Genomic DNA, 16,110 nt, shown 5'->3' on the forward strand with positions numbered 1-16,110 from the left:
CCGCGCGAGGAACACCATGGCACGCTGCCGCATCCGGGTCTTTCGGCCCTGGCGGCCGGTCCGCCCCACACGGACCCTGGAAGGACCATGGCCGACACCAAGCCCGACCCCAAGCCCGACCCCAAGCCCGACATCACCGACCGCGCCGACCTCGGCACGCTGCTGCGCCGGTTCTACGCGGCGGCGCTCGCCGACGGGCTGATCGGCCCGTACTTCACCGAGATCGCGGGCCTCGACCTGGAGGCCCACCTGCCCAGGATCACCGACTTCTGGGAACGCGCCCTGCTCCGTACGGCCGACTACGGCGGCAACGCCTTCGCGCCGCACGCCGCCCTGCACGACACCCGGCCGATGACCGCCGAGCACTTCGGCCGCTGGGTCCAGCTGTGGCGCGCCTCCGTCGACGGGCTGTACGCGGGCCCCAACGCGGACCGTGCCAAGGCGCAGGGCGAACGCATCGCGCTGTCGATGCTGCGCCGGTTGTCGGGCTCCGAGGTCTCCACGGAAGGATCCACCGGCCTCGGTTTCGTGCCGCTCGCCGCTGTGCGGCTCCGCGCGGAGGCCTGAAGTCCTGAGCGCCGCAGCGCCCGGCAGCCTGACCGTCAGGCAGCCTGACCGTCGGGCGGGCTGATCGTCAGGCGGGCTGCGGGGCGGACTCTCCGACGGGTGCGGCGCTGCTGGATTCGGCGGTGCCGGATGCGGCCGTGCTGAGCACGCCCGTTGTGAGGAAGTGCTCGATGCGCGCGGTGAACGGGGTGATGTCGATGCCCTGCTCGGCCAGCCAGCCGTCCGAGTAGTACTTCTCCAGGTACCGCTCGCCCGGATCGCACAACAGGCCCACCACGCTGCCCTGCTCGCCGGCCGCCCGCATGTCGGAGATGATCCGGAAGGCGGCCCACAGGCCGGTGCCGGTGGAGGCTCCGGCCTTACGGCCCAGCAGCCGTTCCAGCACCCGGACGCAGGCGACGGACGCGGCGTCCGGCACCCTCATCATGCGGTCGATCGCGCCGGGCACGAAGCTCGGCTCCACGCGCTGGCGGCCGATGCCCTCGATACGGGAGCCGCGGTCGGTGACGACGTTCGGGTCGTCCGACTGCCAACTGGGGAAGAAGGCGGAGTTCTCCGGGTCGGCGACACAGACCCCGGTGTCCTGCTGCGTGTAGTGGACGTAGCGCGCGATGGTGGCGGATGTGCCGCCGGTGCCGGCGGTGGCGACGATCCAGGCCGGCACGGGATGCCGCTCCGCCGACATCTGCCGGAAGATCGAGTCGGCGATGTTGTTGTTGCCGCGCCAGTCGGTGGCGCGCTCGGCGTACGTGAACTGGTCCATGTAGTGGCCGCCCGATTCGGCCGCGAGCCGGACCGCCACCTCGTAGACCTCGCAGGGGTCGTCGACGAGATGACATCGGCCGCCGTGGAACTCGATCAGGTCGATCTTGGAGCGCACGGTGCTCTTCGCCATGACCGCGATGAACGGCACCCCGATCAGCTTCGCGAAGTACGCCTCGGAGACCGCCGTCGAACCGCTGGACGCCTCGATCACTGGCTTGCCCGGACGGATCCAGCCGTTGCACAGCCCGTACAGGAACAGCGAGCGGGCCAGCCGGTGCTTGAGCGAGCCGGTCGGGTGCGTCGACTCGTCCTTCAGGTACAGGTCGATGCCCCACTCGGGCGGCAGCGGCACCGACAGCAGATGGGTGTCGGCGGACCGGTTGGCGTCGGCCTGCACCTTGCCGACGGCGTCCTTGAGCCAGTTCCGGTACGCCGGGTCACGCCGGTCGATGTCGAGTTCCATGACCCCAGGTATAGCGGCAGGGGTGTCCCAAACCGGCGCTTGGGGTTTCTCCCCGCGAACCCTTGGGGGCGGAGCCAGGGCCGGCCGGGTGGGGGAGTGGTGACAGGCGTCCTGTAGTCCACAAGGGCGCCAATCACTGCGTTATGCACTGTTTGTCCGTAGATTGCCTGCGACCGGGCCATGCCGTCCGGCACGTGCGCAGTCGAACGGAGCCAGCCCGTGCAGCCATCCCCGCCGGAACCTCCTACGGCTGAGGCTCCGGCCGCGGCCACCGCCGTGGCCGGGCCGCCGCCCGCGGGTGCCGGTACCGCGGGCCGGTCGGCCACCGGCCGGGCCTCGCTCGTCGCCACGGCCGTTTCGCTCCTGCTGCTCGCGGCCATCGTGCTCGGCAGCCGGGGGCTCAAGGACTTCGACTCCGCGCTGATCCCGTACACCGTCGCCACGATCTTCCTCGCCTTCGGCGTCGCCTACCGCTACACGGTCTGGGTCTCGGCGCCCGCCTCCCGGCGGCTGTTCAAGCAGGGTTGGCGCAGCTTCTTCTCCGGCGCGAACTTCCGCAAGGCACCCACCGCGCTGCCGAAGATGGTCGTGACCTATCTCGGCTTCCAGAAGTTCCTCGGCGCCCGCTCGCACGGCCGTTGGCTCGCGCACCAGTTGATGTTCTGGGGGTGCATTCTGGCCGCCCTGATCACTTTCCCGCTCACCTGGGGCTGGTTCACCTTCACCTCCGGCAGGGGGCCCCTCCCAGCGGTAGCTGGGGGAGGTTCAGGACCCGGCTACGACATGCGGATCTGGGGCTTCAAGGTCCTCGGCTACGACTCCGCTTCGTTCTTCGGCTGGGTGATGTTCCACGGCCTCGATCTCGCCGCGGTGCTGGTCATCCCGGGCGCCGGCTACTTCCTGTGGCGCCGGATGAAGGACCGGGGCGCGATCACCGGGCAGCGCTTCGCGTACGACTTCGTCCCGCTCATCGCGCTGATCACGATCTCCGTCACCGGACTGCTGCTGACCTTCTCCAGCGTGCTGCTGCACGGCGGCGGCTACGAGTTCCTGGCCCTGCTGCACATGGTGTCGGTGGTCTTCACCCTCATCTACATCCCGTTCGGGAAGTTCTTCCACATCGTGCAGCGCCCCGCCGCGGTCGGCATGCAGCTCTTCAAGTACACCGCCCGGCAGGACGAGAAGGTCTTCCACTGCCGCCGTTGCGAGGAGCCGATCGACACCGCGCCGTACGTGGAGAACCTGCGCGGCACGATGCGCGACCTGAACCTCGGCTTCGACGAGTGGGCCGAGTACTGCCCGCGCTGCAAACGGGCGCTGCGCGGCAGCGCCTATCTCTCCCATGTGAAGCGGGGCTTCAAGTGACGGACACGCCGACCAGGCCGCCCCTTCCGATCGACCCGGCGATCGCGCCGCCCGGCACCCGCAACTTCCGGGACGCGGGCGGCATCCCGGCCGACAAGTGGCACGCCGACCAGAACGGTGAGACGCTCGTGCCCACGCACTGCTGCTTCTGCGGAGTGCAGTGCGGGATGTATCTGCGGGTGGACCGGCACGGCAAGGTCTTCGGCGTCGAGCCGCGCAACCACGACATCAACCGGATGCGGCTGTGCCCCAAGGGCATCAACGCCTATCAGCAGGTCAACCACCCCGACCGGCTGACGGCGCCGCTGATGCGACGCTCGCTCGACGAGCCGCTGCGCGAGGCGAGCTGGGAGGAGGCGCTGGACTTCACCGTCTCCGAGATCCGCCGGATCCAGCAGGAGACCGGCAACGACTCCTTCGGGATGCTCGGCGGCGCGAGCCTGTTCTCCGAGAAGACCTATCTGGTGGGGAAGTTCGCCCGGGTCGCGCTGAGGTCCAAGCACGTCGACTACAACGGCCGGCTGTGCATGGTCAGCGCCGCCGGGGCCAACAAGCTGGCCTTCGGCATCGACCGGGCCGGCAACCCGTTCTCCGACATCCTGCTGAGCGACTGCCTGCTCATCGCCGGCTCGAACGTCGGTGAGTGCTTCCCCGTCATGACCCAGTACATCTGGGGCGCCCGGGACCGGGGCGCGAAGCTGATCGTCATCGACCCGCGCGAGACCCCGATCGCGCGCACCGCCGACCTGCACGTGCCGATCAGGCCGGGCACCGACTCCGCGTTCTTCAACGCGGTGCTGCACGTGGTGATCCGCGAGGGGCTCGTCGACGAGGAGTACCTCGCCGCACACGCCACGGGCTGGGACGAGGTCCGCGAGACCGTCGCCGACTACCCGCCGGAGCGGGCCGCCGAGATCTGCGGGGTGACGGTCGACCATGTCGAGCAGGTGGCCCAGCTGTTCGGCGGCGCCAGGAACGCCATGGCCTGGCACGCGCGCGGCGTCGAGCACCACAGCCAGGGCGTCGAGAGCTGCCTCAGCATCATCAACCTGTGCGCCGCCACCGGGAACATCGGCAGGCCCGGCGCCGGCTACGGCACCATCACCGGCCAGGGCAACGGGCAGGGCGGCCGCGAGCACGGCCAGAAGGCCGACCTGCTGCCCGGCGGGCGCTCGATCATGAACCCGGAGCACCGCCGGCAGATCTGCGAGATCTGGGGGATCGAGGAGGCCGATCTGCCGCAGGCCGGCACCTCGATGATGGAGATGGTGTACCAGATGCAGCGCGGTGAGATCCGCGGCCTCATCGGCACCTGCAACAACCCGTTCGTCTCCCTTCCGAACCACCAGGTCGTCAAGGAGGGTTACGACAAGCTGGAGTTCCACGCCCAGCTGGACTTCTTCCTCTCCGAGACGGCCGAGAACGCGCATGTCGTCTTCCCCGTCACCACCTGGGCGGAGGACGAGGGCGTGATGGCCAACGCCGAGGCGCGGGTCGTCAAGCACAACAAGGCACAGGACCCGCCGCCGGGTGTGCGGACCGACACCTGGGTGATGTGCGAGATCGCCCGCCGGCTCGGCGTGGGCGACAAGTTCGCCTTCCCCGGCTCCCGCGAGGTCTTCGACGAGCTGCGGATCGCGTCGGCCGGCACCGTCAACGACTACTACGGCATCACCTACGAGCGGCTGGAGGAGACCGGCGGTATCGCGTGGCCCTGTCCGTCCACCGATCATCCGGGCACCCCGCGGCTGTTCGAGGACGGCAGGACGTACCACGCGGACGGCAGGATCCATCTGCAGGTGGTCGAGTGGCACCCGCCGATGGACCCGTACAGCGACGAGTTCCCGCTGTCGCTCACCACCGGACGCACCGTCGCGCACTTCCTGTCCGGCAACCAGACCCGGCGGCTGGGCGCGCTCGTCGAGCAGACCCCGCGCCCCTGGGTCGAGGTGCACCCCTCGCACGGTTTCCGCAACGGCGATCCGGTGCGGGTGGTCACCCGGCGCGGCAGCACCGTGTACCCGGCGCTGGTCGTCGAATCGATCCGTCCCGACACGGTCTTCATCCCCTATCACTGGCCCGCCCCCACGGCGGCGAACGTGCTCACCATCGATGCCCTGGACCCCCGATCCAAGATCCCGGAGTACAAGGTCTGCGCCGCCCGGATCGAGGCGGCGGAAGCGATCGACGAGGTCCCCGCACCACCGGTCCCACCCGGTCGTGAGGCCTATCCGGAGACCCAGGTCTCCCGCACCGAACCCTTCCCGCCCACGGCCCCCCAGGGCCGGGGCACCTCGGAAAGGAGCTGATCCGGTCATGATGGGACGGACGATCTTCATCGACCCGGGCCGCTGCATCGGCTGCCAGGCCTGCGTCTCCGCCTGCCGCGAATGCGACTCGCACCGGGGCAAGTCGATGATCCACCTCGACTACCCCGACCAGGGTCTCAGCGTCGCCTCGCTGCCCAGCGTCTGCATGCACTGCGAGGACCCCGTCGCGCCCTGCGCCGAGGTCTGCCCAGCCGACGCGATCCTCATCACCCCCGACGGCGTGGTGCAGGAAGCGGACCTGACCCGCTGCATCGGCTGCGCCAACTGCGTCAACGCCTGCCCCTTCGGCATCCCGAAGATCGACCTGCAGGCGAAGCTCCAGATGAAGTGCAACCTCTGCTACGACCGCACCGAGTACGGCCTCGCCCCCATGTGCGCCACCGTCTGCCCGACCGGCGCCCTGTTCTACGGAACGCTCGAGGAACTGCAGGCCGAGCGGCCCGGTGTCGAGGTCGCCGACTCCTTCGCGTTCGGCGACGTGATGGTCAAGACGGGTGTGGCGATGGTCGTCCCCGCCGACAAGGTCCAGTGGCCGGTGCCCGGCGGGCTGCCGATCGTCGAGGTGAACGGGGTCGATGTCCGATGACAACCACCACTGAGCACCCGGACGCGCAGCCGGATCCGGAGCAGGAGGCCCTGCACGACCGGATCAGCGCCGATTCGCTGACCACCCGCCGGGACTATCTGCGGATCGTCGCCACCGTCTCCGGCGGGCTCGCCGTCGGCGGGGTGGCCGTCGCGGCGGGGGTGCTGCACCGCCACGGTGACGGCGCGGCCGATCCGAAGAAGATCGCCGACCGCATCGAACGTGGACAGTCCCTCTCCTTCCGCTACCCGGGCGAGGACGACCGGGCGGTCGCGGTACGGATGGCCGACGGCACGCTCGTCGGCTACTCAGCGATCTGCACTCACCTGGCCTGCGCGGTGCTGTGGCGGGCGGAACGGGGCAGCGAGGGCGAGCTGTACTGCCCGTGCCACGAGGGGGTCTTCGACGCCCGCACCGGCGACGTCACCGCCGGCCCGCCACCGCGCGGACTGCCCAAGGTGGTCCTCGTCGAGCGGGGAGACGGCAGCGTCTGGGCCATCGGCACCGCTCGCTCCGGAGAGAGCGCCGAAGAGGGGCTCTGCCGCCAGCTCCGCGAAGCCCGCCCCGAAGTGGCCGGCCGGCTCGGCTGCTCCGGCGCCGGAGCGAGAAGCCCCATCACCGACGGAGGCCGACGCACATGACGGACACCCCGCCGCCCTACCACCCCGGCAGCGACCAGTCGCGGCTGAACCGCCCGGTGCGCGAGCGCTACCCGCAGATCCGCGCGACCAGCGGCTACGGCGACCCCCGGGTCCGCCACACCGGTCCCGGGCCTGGCGCCGGCACCGACCAGGATCCCGAACGCTCCGCCAAACTCTCCGCCCGGCTGGCGCTGGCGATCACGGTCGTCATCGGCCAGCTGTGGGCGCTCTCCATCGGCGTCAACGAATGGATGCAGGGCAACACGTCCACCGCCTGGTGGTGCGCCGGCTTCCTCGGCGCGTCCTTCCTGGTGGTGCTCGGTATCTGGCTGCTCGACCCGAAGGACCGATGACGCGGACCGGCCCGGGCCGGCCCGGTGCCCGCGAGGGCGCGGAGCCGCCCCGCCGGCCTGCGGCCGTACCCTGGAGGCATGAGCACCGCTCCCGAACCTGAGACCGACCCCCAGCCCGCCGCCCGGCCCGGGAAGCCGCGGCGTGACCCCGCCGCCGCGCTGGTCTTCGACGATCCGCTGAGCCGGCAGTCGTCCGACGACACGGACGGGGGCTGGGGCGAGCGGCCGTCCGGCGGCGGGGGCGACGACCTCGCCCGCTTCCTCGACGAGAAGCCCCCGCACCACATCTGACTCAGCTGCGCTGCGACACCATGGCGTCGCGGATCTCGCGCAGCAGCGCCACCTCGGCGGCTTCCGCGTCCGCCTGCACCACGGCCTCCTGCCTGACCCGCGCCGCCTTCTTCGCCAGGTAGCGGGACATCGGCAGCACCATCAGGAAATAGACCACCGCGGCGGTGATCACGAACGTGAGGACCGCGCTGAGCACCGAGCCCCACAGGATCGGAATACCGCTCACCGCGTCGCCCGCGGCGTTCACCACGCAGGGGCCCTTGAGGCACGAGCGGTAGTGCTCCAGATCCTTGGTGCCGAACGCACCGACCAGGGGATTGATGACGCCCTTGACCACAGAGCTCACGACGCTGGTGAACGCGGCACCGATGACGACGGCGACGGCCAGGTCGATCACATTCCCGCGCATCAGGAATTCCTTGAAGCCGCCCAGGATTCCGGTCTGCTTCTCGTCGCTCACTGAATTCTCTCTTTCCCCGCGCACAGTTGACGGCACAGCAAGTCCCGCAACCTACGGCATTCCGGGAGTGGGATGTCCAATCCGTACACACGAAAGAGTGAGTCAGCACAGCGTCACCGCCAAGGGAGTTGACGCCGCCGCGCCCATGATGACGGCAGCCGTCCGGCGTGGCACCGACAGCACGATCAACGCGCCCTCGCCGGACCGTCCGACAGTCCCGCCCCCGTACGCGACGCCGCCCGCCCCGCCGCCGTCCGCCGGCACCGACACCACCGGCGCCGCCACGGCCACCACCCGGTCGGCGGCCAGCACGTCCACCCGGTCGCCGGGCCGCAATAGCCGCACCGCCGCCGCGTCCGCGATCCTCACCGGCGCCCGCACCATGTCCCGGGCGTCGCGCACGTCCTGAGCTGCTGCTACTTCATGGGCAGGCGCCATGGCTCGCGTGCTCCGGGCGTCCTGTGCCGCCGCGGGCGCCCGTGGCTCATAGCGCGGCGGCCTGGAGTCCGCGCGCGGCGCGGCGGCCGCCAGCGTGGCGGCGGCCATCGCCAGCCCCGCGGCCACGGCCCGCCGCCTGCGGCGCACCGTCGGCCGCAGCCGGATCCTCCCTCGACCGCCACCGGCCCGGATCGGCTGGAAGGGCGGCACGACGCAGCGCGGGAGCGCGTAGGAATCCGGGGGAGCGGGAGTGGTGGGAGAAGGGGAAGTGGCGGGAGAAAGAGAGGAAGAGGAATGGGGAAATGCGGGCACGATGACCACCGCCTCGAAGGGATCTCCGCGGGGATCCGAAGTGATCTCCGCGGCTGAGATCTCTACGATCGCGCATCCCGCCAACAGCCCCTTCGGGCCTGTGGATTACTCACCGGTTGTGGAAAACTCCGCCACCCGCGCGGGTGAAATCACCGAACCTGCCACCGCGAACCTGCCATCGCGAAACCGCCTAGGCGAACCTGCCTACGCGAAACCGCCTAGGCGAACCTGCCTACGCGAAACCGCCTACGCGAACCTGCCTGCGCGAACCTGCCTACGGCAGCGTGATCCCCGGGTCCTGACCGCCCCACGGGTCCACGCACAGGCACTCCCGCTCCGCGATCGGCGGCAGCCCGCCGACCACGTCGAACAGCACCGTCCGCATCCGGTCGACGTTCGCCGCGAAGACCTCGAGAACCTCCTCGTGGGAGACTCCCTCGCCCGTCTCGGCGCCCGCGTCCAGATCCGTCACCAGCGTCAAGGACGTGTAGCAGAGACCGAGTTCGCGCGCGAGGATCGCCTCGGGGTGCCCGGTCATGCCGACCACCGCCCAGCCCTGCGCCGCATGCCACCGGGACTCCGCCCGGGTGGAGAACCGGGGCCCCTCGACGACGACCAGCGTCCCGCCGTCGACCGCGTCCCAGCCGCCCGCCCGCGCGGTTTCCACCGCGACCCGCCGCCCCACCGGGCAGTACGGGTCGGCCAGCGAGACGTGCACGACGTTCGGCTGCCCGCCGTCCGGCAGCACCTCACCGTCGAAGTACGTCTGGACGCGCGACTTCGTGCGGTCCACGAGTTGGTCGGGCACCAGCAGAGTGCCGGGGCCGAACTCCGCGCGCAGGCCGCCCACCGCGCACGGGCCGAGCACCTGGCGGGCGCCGACCGAGCGCAGCGCCCACAGGTTGGCCCGGTAGTTGATCCTGTGCGGCGGCAGATGGTGCTTGCGGCCGTGCCGCGGCAGGAACGCCACCCGCCGGCCGGCCACCTCGCCGAGGAAGAGCGAGTCGCTCGGCGGACCGTAGGGGGTCTCCACCGTGATCTCGGTCACATCCTCGAGGAACGAGTAGAAACCTGACCCGCCGATGACGCCGATATCGGCCCGAGTACCGCTGCTCTCCACCATGCGGATCACCCTAACGGCGGCCGGATACGACGAGGACCCCGCCGACTGGATCGGCGGGGTCCGTCATCGACGCGTAAGCCTTGCGGCTCACCCGTGCTCAGCGATCAGGCTGCGGAAGACCCGCTGGAAGAGCTGCTCGAACCGGATGAGGAGCTGCCGGACGAGGCGGCCGAGGACGGCGCGGACGTCGTCGAAGGCTTCGCATCCGAGCTGCTCTTGGCCGCGGGGGTGCTCGCCGAGGACGAGCCACGGCTGTCGGTCCGGTAGAAACCGGAACCCTTGAACACGACCCCGACCGCCGAGAAGATCTTGCGCAGGCGTCCGCTGCAGGTCGGGCAAACGGTCAGAGCGTCATCGCTGAACTTCTGCACCGCCTCGAGGCCCTCGCCGCACTCGGTGCACTGGTACTGGTACGTCGGCACTTGATCCTCCTGGCACTCTCACTCGATGAGTGCTAACGACATTCAATAGTGCAGCATTCCGCCGCGTCAGTCCACCGTGACCGGCACGCGGTGACTCATCCCACGTGCCGAACCCTGGACGATCCGTCCCTCGGAGCGTGGTTTGAGCCGCTTGCGCAGCGCCACGAGGGTGGCCAGCGCCAGCGCGGTACCAGCCAGCGGCACCACGAAGGCGGCGCTCGCGCTGACCCGGTCGGCCAGCTGTCCCGCGGCCGTCACCGCGATGGCCTGGCCCAGCGCGACCGAGCCGGTCAGCCAGGTGAAGGCCTCGGTGCGGGCGGTAGCCGGCACCAGGGATTCGACCAGGGTGTAGCCGGTGATCAGTGCGGGAGCGATGCACAGTCCGATGAGCAGGCCGAGCGCGCCGAGCAGTGGCACCGAGTGCACGGCCCACAGCGCGGAGCAGGTCAGCGCCAGCGCCGCGTACGCGATCAGCAGCCGGCTCTGCGGGCTGCGGCGCCAGGCAATGGCTCCGCAGACGACTCCGGCCAGCATGTTGCCCGCCGCGAAGGTGCCGTACAGCAGTCCGGCGATGCCCTGGCGGCCGATTTCCTCGCTGAAGGACGTCAGTCCGACCTGCATGCCGCCGAAGACCGCGCCGATACCGAGGAAGGCCACGGCCAGCGCCCTGACGCCCGGGACGCTCAGCGCCGAGGCGTTCTTCGCGCGGACACCGTCGACGGTCCGGTTGGGCGCCGGGGCGGTGCTGCGCTGGGCGGCGAAGAACAGACCACCGACCAGGGTGAGGGAGGCCTCGGCGATCAGGCCGGCGGCCGGGTGCACGCCCGTGCACAGCGCGGTGGCCAGTACCGGGCCGATGACGAAGGTGAACTCGTCCGTCACGGACTCGAAGGCCGCGGCGGTCGACATCAAGGGCGAGCCGTCCAGCTTGGCCGCCCACCGGGCCCGGACCATCGGTCCGATCTGCGGCACCGAGGCGCCGGCCGGCACGGCCGCCGCGAACAGCGCCCACAGCGGGGCGTGCGACAGGGCCAGCACGGTCAGCAGGACGACGGAGGCCGTGTGTACGAGAACACCCGGCAGCAGGACGGCGCTCTGCCCGAAACGGTCGGCGAGCTTGCCGTTCTGCGGCGCGAAGATCGCCATGGAGACACCGGTCACCGCGGCCACGGCGCCTGCCGTGCCGTACGAGCCGGTGGTGTTCTGGACGAGCAGCACGATGCCGATGGTGAGCATCGCGAAGGGCTGCCGGGCCGCGAAACCGGGCAGCAGGAAGGTCCAGGCGCGGGGTGTGCGCAGGAGTTGTCCGTAACCGGGCCGCTTGGTGGTGCGGCTGTCCGGCTGGTGGTTCACCGTGGATGCCACGGCTTGGTCCTTTGTGCTGCCTGGTAGCGGCATCCGTCACGGATGGCGCCGAGAGCTGTCCGCTCGCGCAAGACATGGGGTGACCGTGGCCACTCCGTCGCGCCAGCTCTGCGTCAGACAGAGGTCTGTGTATTCGACACGTACGTAGTCAAGATGTTGTGCTCAAGACGTACCGGCCCAGCTTAGCGGCACTCAGTGCCATTTGTCTGGGTTTGTCGCTCGCCTCCCGCTGAGACCTCGCTCACCCCTCGCCCAGCCAGGTCGCGAGCTTTCCGCCCCTTCCGATTGCGCGCAGCCGCCGCTCCGCGGCGTCCCGGACCGGATCGGTGGCGACGACCAGTAGCTCGTCGCCGCGCCGCAGCACCGTGTTCGGCAGCGGTACGAAGCTGGACCCGTCCCGTACGACGAGCGTGACGGCCGCCCCGGACGGCAGTCGCAGTTCGTTGACCTCCACGCCGTGCATCCGGGACTCCTCCGGGATGGACACCGAGAGCAGGTGTCCGCGCAGCCGCTCCAGCGGCGCCGACTCGATGCCGAGGTCGGCGGCCCCGTCGCGGACGCCCAGGCGCAGCCGCCGGGCGAGCCAGGGCAGGGTCGGGCCCTGCACCAGGGTGTAGACGATCACCAGGATGAAGACGATGTTGAATATCCGGCGGCTGTCGGGCACGCCCGCCACCATCGGGATGGTGGCCAGCACGATGGGCACGGCGCCGCGCAGCCCGGCCCAGGACATCAGCGCCTGCTCGCGCCAGGGGATACGGAACGGCGCCAGGCTCGCGGTGACCGACAGCGGTCTGGCCACAGCGGTCAGGATCAGGCCGATGATCAGCGCAGGGAGGATGTCGTCGCCGAGTTCGTGCGGGGTGACGAGCAGACCCAGCAGGACGAAGAGGCCGATCTGCGCGATCCAGCCGAGCCCTTCGGCGAAGCCGCGGGTGGCCGGCCGGTGCGGCAGTTTGGCGTTCCCCAGTATCAGGGAGGCGATGTAGACGGCGAGGAATCCGGAACCGTGGGCCGTCGCGCCGGCGGCGTAGGCGAAGACCGCGATGGCCATCACCGCGATCGGGTAGAGGCCGGAGGCGGGCAGGGCGATGTGCCGCAGCGCGTAGGCGCCGAGCCAGCCGACCGCGAGGCCGAGCGTGGCACCGATCGCCAGTTCCGCGACCACCTCGGCGAGGAGCAGGTACCAGTGGTCGACCGGTCCCGCGGTGGAGAAGGCGACCACGAGGATGACGACCGGGGCGTCGTTGAAGCCGGATTCGGCTTCGAGCACGCCGGTGATTCGTTTCGGTAGCGGGACGTTGCGCAGGACGGAGAAGACCGCCGCCGCGTCGGTGGACGAGACCACCGCCCCGATGATGAGCGCCTGCCGCCAGTCCAGTCCCACCAGATAGTGGGCCGCGCCCGCCGTGATGAAGACGCTCAGCAGCAGGCCGAACGTCGAGAGCACGGCGGCGGCGGGCACCACCGGTTTGATCTCCTGCCACTTCGTGCCGAGTCCACCTTCGGCAAGAATCACCACAAGTGCCGCATAGCCCAGGACCTGGGTCAGCTGGACGTCGTCGAAGGTAAAGCCGAACGGACCGTCCTGGCCGATCGCGACGCCGATGCCGAGGTAGATGAGCAGCGTGGGCAGACCGCTGCGGGACGCGAGTCGCACGGCGACCACCGCGATGAGCAGCACGAGGGCGCCGATCAACAGGAGTTCGTTGAGACGGTGGACAGTCAGGGCGCGGTCCTTCCTCGAAGGCCAGGGAGAAGTTCATTGCCTTGCCTAACATTTTACCGGTACTTGAACTTCCGCGGTCAACGATGACTCCGCGTAGGGGTCCCCCGATCGCTGCGCCTATGGTTGCTCCAGCACCAATCCAGTACCAAGAGCACCCGGTCCACCCTGCCCCTCGAAGGACAGAGATGCCCGCCAAGAAGAAGTCCCGCCGCCTTCGCCTCTTTGTGATCGCGTTCGTGGTCCTGCTGGTGGGAGGCATCGGATACGGGTCGTACTGGAGCGTCAGCACCGTGCGCGCCTCGTTCCCCGAGACCACCGGATCGCTGAAACTCAAGGGCCTGACCGCGCCGGTCGACGTGCAGCGCGACGGCAACGGCATCCCGCAGATCTACGCGGACACCTCCGAGGACCTCTTCCGGGCCCAGGGCTTCGTCCAGGCGCAGGACCGGTTCTACGAGATGGATGTCCGACGCCACCTCACTTCGGGGCGGTTGTCGGAAATGTTCGGCTCCGGTCAGGTCGAGACCGACGCGTTTCTGCGCACCCTCGGCTGGCACGGCATCGCGCAGAAGGAGTACGACAACAAGCTCGACCCGACCACCAAGAAGTACCTGCAGGCTTATTCGGACGGCGTCAACGCCTATCTGAAGGACCACAGCGGTGCGAGCCTGTCCGTCGAGTACGCGGCCCTGTCGTTCTCCAACAACTACAAGCCCGAGCAGTGGACCCCGGTCGACTCCGTCGCCTGGCTCAAGGCCATGGCCTGGGACCTGCGCGGCAACATGCAGGAGGAGATCGACCGGGCGCTGATGACCAGCCGGCTCGACAGCGCCAAGATCGAGCAGCTCTACCCGGGCTACCCGTACCAGCGGCACCAGCCGATCGTCGACGGCGGCAAGCTCGACCCGATCACCAAGAAGTACACACCGGCCGGCGCCGGGAACACCCCGATAGCTGCCAACGCCCTGAACAGCCAGCTCTCCGGGCTCTCCGAGATCATCGACCAGATGCCCAACCTCCTCGGCCCGTCGGGCAACGGCATCGGATCCAACTCCTGGGTCGTCTCCGGCACGTACACGACCACCGGCAAGCCGATGCTGGCCAACGACCCGCACCTGGCCCCGCAGATGCCGTCCCTCTGGTACCAGATGGGCCTGCACTGCCGCACCGTCGGCGCGGCCTGCCCGTTCGACGTGGCCGGGTACACGTTCTCCGGAATGCCCGGTGTCGTCATCGGCCACAACCAGAACATCGCCTGGGGGATGACCAACCTCGGCGCCGACGTGACCGACCTCTATCTGGAGAAGGTCACCGCGAACACCTACCTCTACGACGGCAAGCAGGTGCTGTTCGGCACCCACAAGGAGACCATCAAGGTCGCGGGCGGTGACGACCGAGAGATCGTCGTGCGCACCACCAACAACGGCCCGGTGATCTCCGACCGGGCCGACGAGTTGCAGCGGGTCGGCGAGACAGCGCCCGTCCAGGACGCCGCCCCGGACCGCAACGGCGGTTACGCGGTGGCTCTGCGGTGGACCGCGCTCGACGCCGGCAAGAGCATGGACGCGGTCTTCGAGATCGACAAGGCGCAGGACTTCACCCAGTTCCGGGCCGCGGCCGCCGACTTCGCGGTCCCGTCGCAGAACCTGATCTACGCCGACAAGCAGGGCAACATCGGCTACCAGGCCCCCGGCCAGGTCCCGGTCCGCGGCAAGGGCGACGGCCGCTACCCGGCGCCCGGTTGGGACCCGCGGTACGCCTGGAGCAGCTACATCCCGTTCAAGTCCATGCCGTGGGAGTACAACCCCCAGCGCGGTTACATCGTCACCGCCAACCAGGCCGTGATCGACGAGGACAAGTACGGCCCGATGTTGACCAAGGACTGGGGCTACGGCGCCCGCAGCCAGCGCATCAACGACCTCATCGCGTCCAAGATCAAGGACGGCGGCAAGGTCTCCATGGACGACATGCAGAGCATGCAGTCCGACAGCAGCAGCGAGATCGCCAAGCTGCTGGTGCCCTATCTGCTCAAGGTCGACGTCAAGGACTCCTACGTCCGCGACGCCCAGCAGCTGCTGGAGGGCTGGGACTTCAACCAGGACGCCGATTCCGCGGCGGCCGCCTACTTCAACGCCGTCTGGCGCAACACCCTCAAGCTCGCCTTCGGCAACAAGCTGCCCAAGGAACTGCGCCCTGAGGACCAGTGCCTGCGCGTCCCGGCCGCCGACCAGTCGGGGCCCGTCGACAACCTCGACGGCAAGAGCGAGACGGTCACCGAGTGCGGTGAGCGCGCCGCCGACCAGGCGCAGCCCGACGGTGGCGACCGCTGGTTCGAGGTGGTCCGCAAGATCCTTCCGGACGAGAAGAACGCCTGGTGGACGATGTCGCCGACCGCGTTCTTCGACAGCAGCGCGCCCCCGTCCGCGCACACCACCCGCGACCAGCTCCTCAAGCAGGCGATGCAGGACGCGCGGTACGAGCTGACCGCCAAGCTCGGCAAGGACATCGACACCTGGAGCTGGGGCCGGCTGCACAAGCTGGAGCTCAAGAACCAGACACTGGGCACCGGCGGTCCCGCCGTGGTGAGGTGGCTGCTCAACCGCGGCCCGTGGCAGCTCGGCGGCGGCGAGGCGGCCGTCAACGCGACGGGTTGGAACGCGGCCGGCGGCTACGACGTCGTCTGGGTGCCGTCGATGCGCATGATCGTCAACCTCGAGGACTTCGACAAGTCCCGCTGGATCAACCTCACCGGGGCCTCGGGGCACGCGTACAACGCGCACTACTCCGACCAGACCGCGCTGTGGGCGAAGGGCGAACTCCTGCCCTGGGTCTTCTCCAGGCCCAAGGTGGACGGCGCGACGGACGACAAGATGGCGCTCACGCCGTAGCGCGGGTGGTGG

At 69.7% G+C, this 16,110-nt stretch carries 15 protein-coding genes; 8 read left to right on the forward strand and 7 right to left on the reverse strand.

The features are described from left to right. Positions 1-87 precede the first annotated feature (87 nt). A complete protein-coding gene (locus AC07DC_RS36920; RefSeq protein ID WP_478919021.1) occupies positions 88-567 on the forward strand; it encodes a group III truncated hemoglobin in 480 nt (159 codons plus the stop codon). 67 nt (positions 568-634) lie between these two features. Here the strand turns inward: AC07DC_RS36920 and AC07DC_RS36925 are convergent, their stop codons facing one another. Further along, positions 635-1,795, reverse strand: coding sequence for a PLP-dependent cysteine synthase family protein (locus AC07DC_RS36925; RefSeq protein ID WP_478919023.1), 1,161 nt, complete (start codon positions 1,793-1,795; stop codon positions 635-637). Positions 1,796-1,975: 180 nt separating this feature from the next. Here AC07DC_RS36925 and AC07DC_RS36930 point away from each other — a divergent pair, with 180 nt between their 5' ends. From AC07DC_RS36930 to AC07DC_RS36955, 6 genes are all read left to right on the forward strand, one after another. Continuing rightward, positions 1,976-3,160 (forward strand): MFS transporter, encoded by a 1,185-nt coding sequence (locus AC07DC_RS36930; protein WP_478919024.1) that lies wholly within the window; start codon positions 1,976-1,978, stop codon positions 3,158-3,160. Further along, entirely contained in the window at positions 3,157-5,469 is a 2,313-nt protein-coding gene (locus AC07DC_RS36935; RefSeq protein ID WP_478919025.1) for a molybdopterin oxidoreductase family protein, read from the forward strand. The genes AC07DC_RS36930 and AC07DC_RS36935 overlap by 4 nt, the downstream gene beginning before the upstream one ends. 7 nt (positions 5,470-5,476) lie before the next feature. Beyond that, positions 5,477-6,076, forward strand: coding sequence for a 4Fe-4S dicluster domain-containing protein (locus tag AC07DC_RS36940; RefSeq protein WP_358786468.1), 600 nt, complete (start codon positions 5,477-5,479; stop codon positions 6,074-6,076). Continuing rightward, a complete protein-coding gene (locus AC07DC_RS36945) occupies positions 6,073-6,717 on the forward strand; it encodes a Rieske (2Fe-2S) protein (protein ID WP_478919027.1) in 645 nt (214 codons plus the stop codon). The genes AC07DC_RS36940 and AC07DC_RS36945 overlap by 4 nt, the downstream gene beginning before the upstream one ends. Beyond that, positions 6,714-7,070, forward strand: a complete 357-nt coding sequence (locus AC07DC_RS36950) for a hypothetical protein (RefSeq protein WP_478919029.1) — start codon at positions 6,714-6,716, stop codon at positions 7,068-7,070. Before AC07DC_RS36945 ends, AC07DC_RS36950 begins: the two co-directional genes overlap by 4 nt. Before the next feature lie 78 nt (positions 7,071-7,148). Next, a complete protein-coding gene (locus AC07DC_RS36955) occupies positions 7,149-7,361 on the forward strand; it encodes a hypothetical protein (RefSeq protein ID WP_478919031.1) in 213 nt (70 codons plus the stop codon). Position 7,362: 1 nt separating this feature from the next. Here the strand turns inward: AC07DC_RS36955 and mscL are convergent, their stop codons facing one another. From mscL to AC07DC_RS36985, 6 genes are all read right to left on the reverse strand, one after another. Next, positions 7,363-7,821 (reverse strand): large conductance mechanosensitive channel protein MscL, encoded by a 459-nt coding sequence (gene mscL / locus AC07DC_RS36960; protein ID WP_478919032.1) that lies wholly within the window; start codon positions 7,819-7,821, stop codon positions 7,363-7,365. Between the two features lie 102 nt (positions 7,822-7,923). Continuing rightward, positions 7,924-8,385 carry a hypothetical protein gene (locus AC07DC_RS36965; protein WP_478919034.1) on the reverse strand — a complete coding sequence of 154 codons (462 nt, stop codon included), beginning with the start codon at positions 8,383-8,385 and terminating at the stop codon, positions 7,924-7,926. A gap of 460 nt (positions 8,386-8,845) precedes the next feature. After that, positions 8,846-9,694 carry an S-methyl-5'-thioadenosine phosphorylase gene (locus AC07DC_RS36970; protein ID WP_478919036.1) on the reverse strand — a complete coding sequence of 283 codons (849 nt, stop codon included), beginning with the start codon at positions 9,692-9,694 and terminating at the stop codon, positions 8,846-8,848. Positions 9,695-9,798: 104 nt separating this feature from the next. Beyond that, complete coding sequence (locus tag AC07DC_RS36975) at positions 9,799-10,116, reverse strand: FmdB family zinc ribbon protein (protein WP_478919038.1); 318 nt, start codon at positions 10,114-10,116, stop codon at positions 9,799-9,801. A 66-nt stretch (positions 10,117-10,182) separates the two neighbouring features. Then, the gene (locus AC07DC_RS36980) at positions 10,183-11,481 is read right to left on the reverse strand and encodes an MFS transporter (protein WP_478919039.1); all 1,299 of its coding nucleotides are present in this window, start codon (positions 11,479-11,481) and stop codon (positions 10,183-10,185) included. A 241-nt stretch (positions 11,482-11,722) separates the two neighbouring features. After that, on the reverse strand, positions 11,723-13,210 hold the full coding sequence (locus tag AC07DC_RS36985) for a potassium/proton antiporter (RefSeq protein ID WP_478919132.1): 1,488 nt from the start codon (positions 13,208-13,210) through the stop codon (positions 11,723-11,725). Between the two features lie 185 nt (positions 13,211-13,395). Between AC07DC_RS36985 and AC07DC_RS36990 the strand changes: the two genes are divergently transcribed. Continuing rightward, complete coding sequence (locus tag AC07DC_RS36990; RefSeq protein WP_478919041.1) at positions 13,396-16,098, forward strand: penicillin acylase family protein; 2,703 nt, start codon at positions 13,396-13,398, stop codon at positions 16,096-16,098. Positions 16,099-16,110 lie beyond the last annotated feature (12 nt).

It is taken from the genome of Streptomyces sp. NPDC045021 (assembly GCF_056432645.1).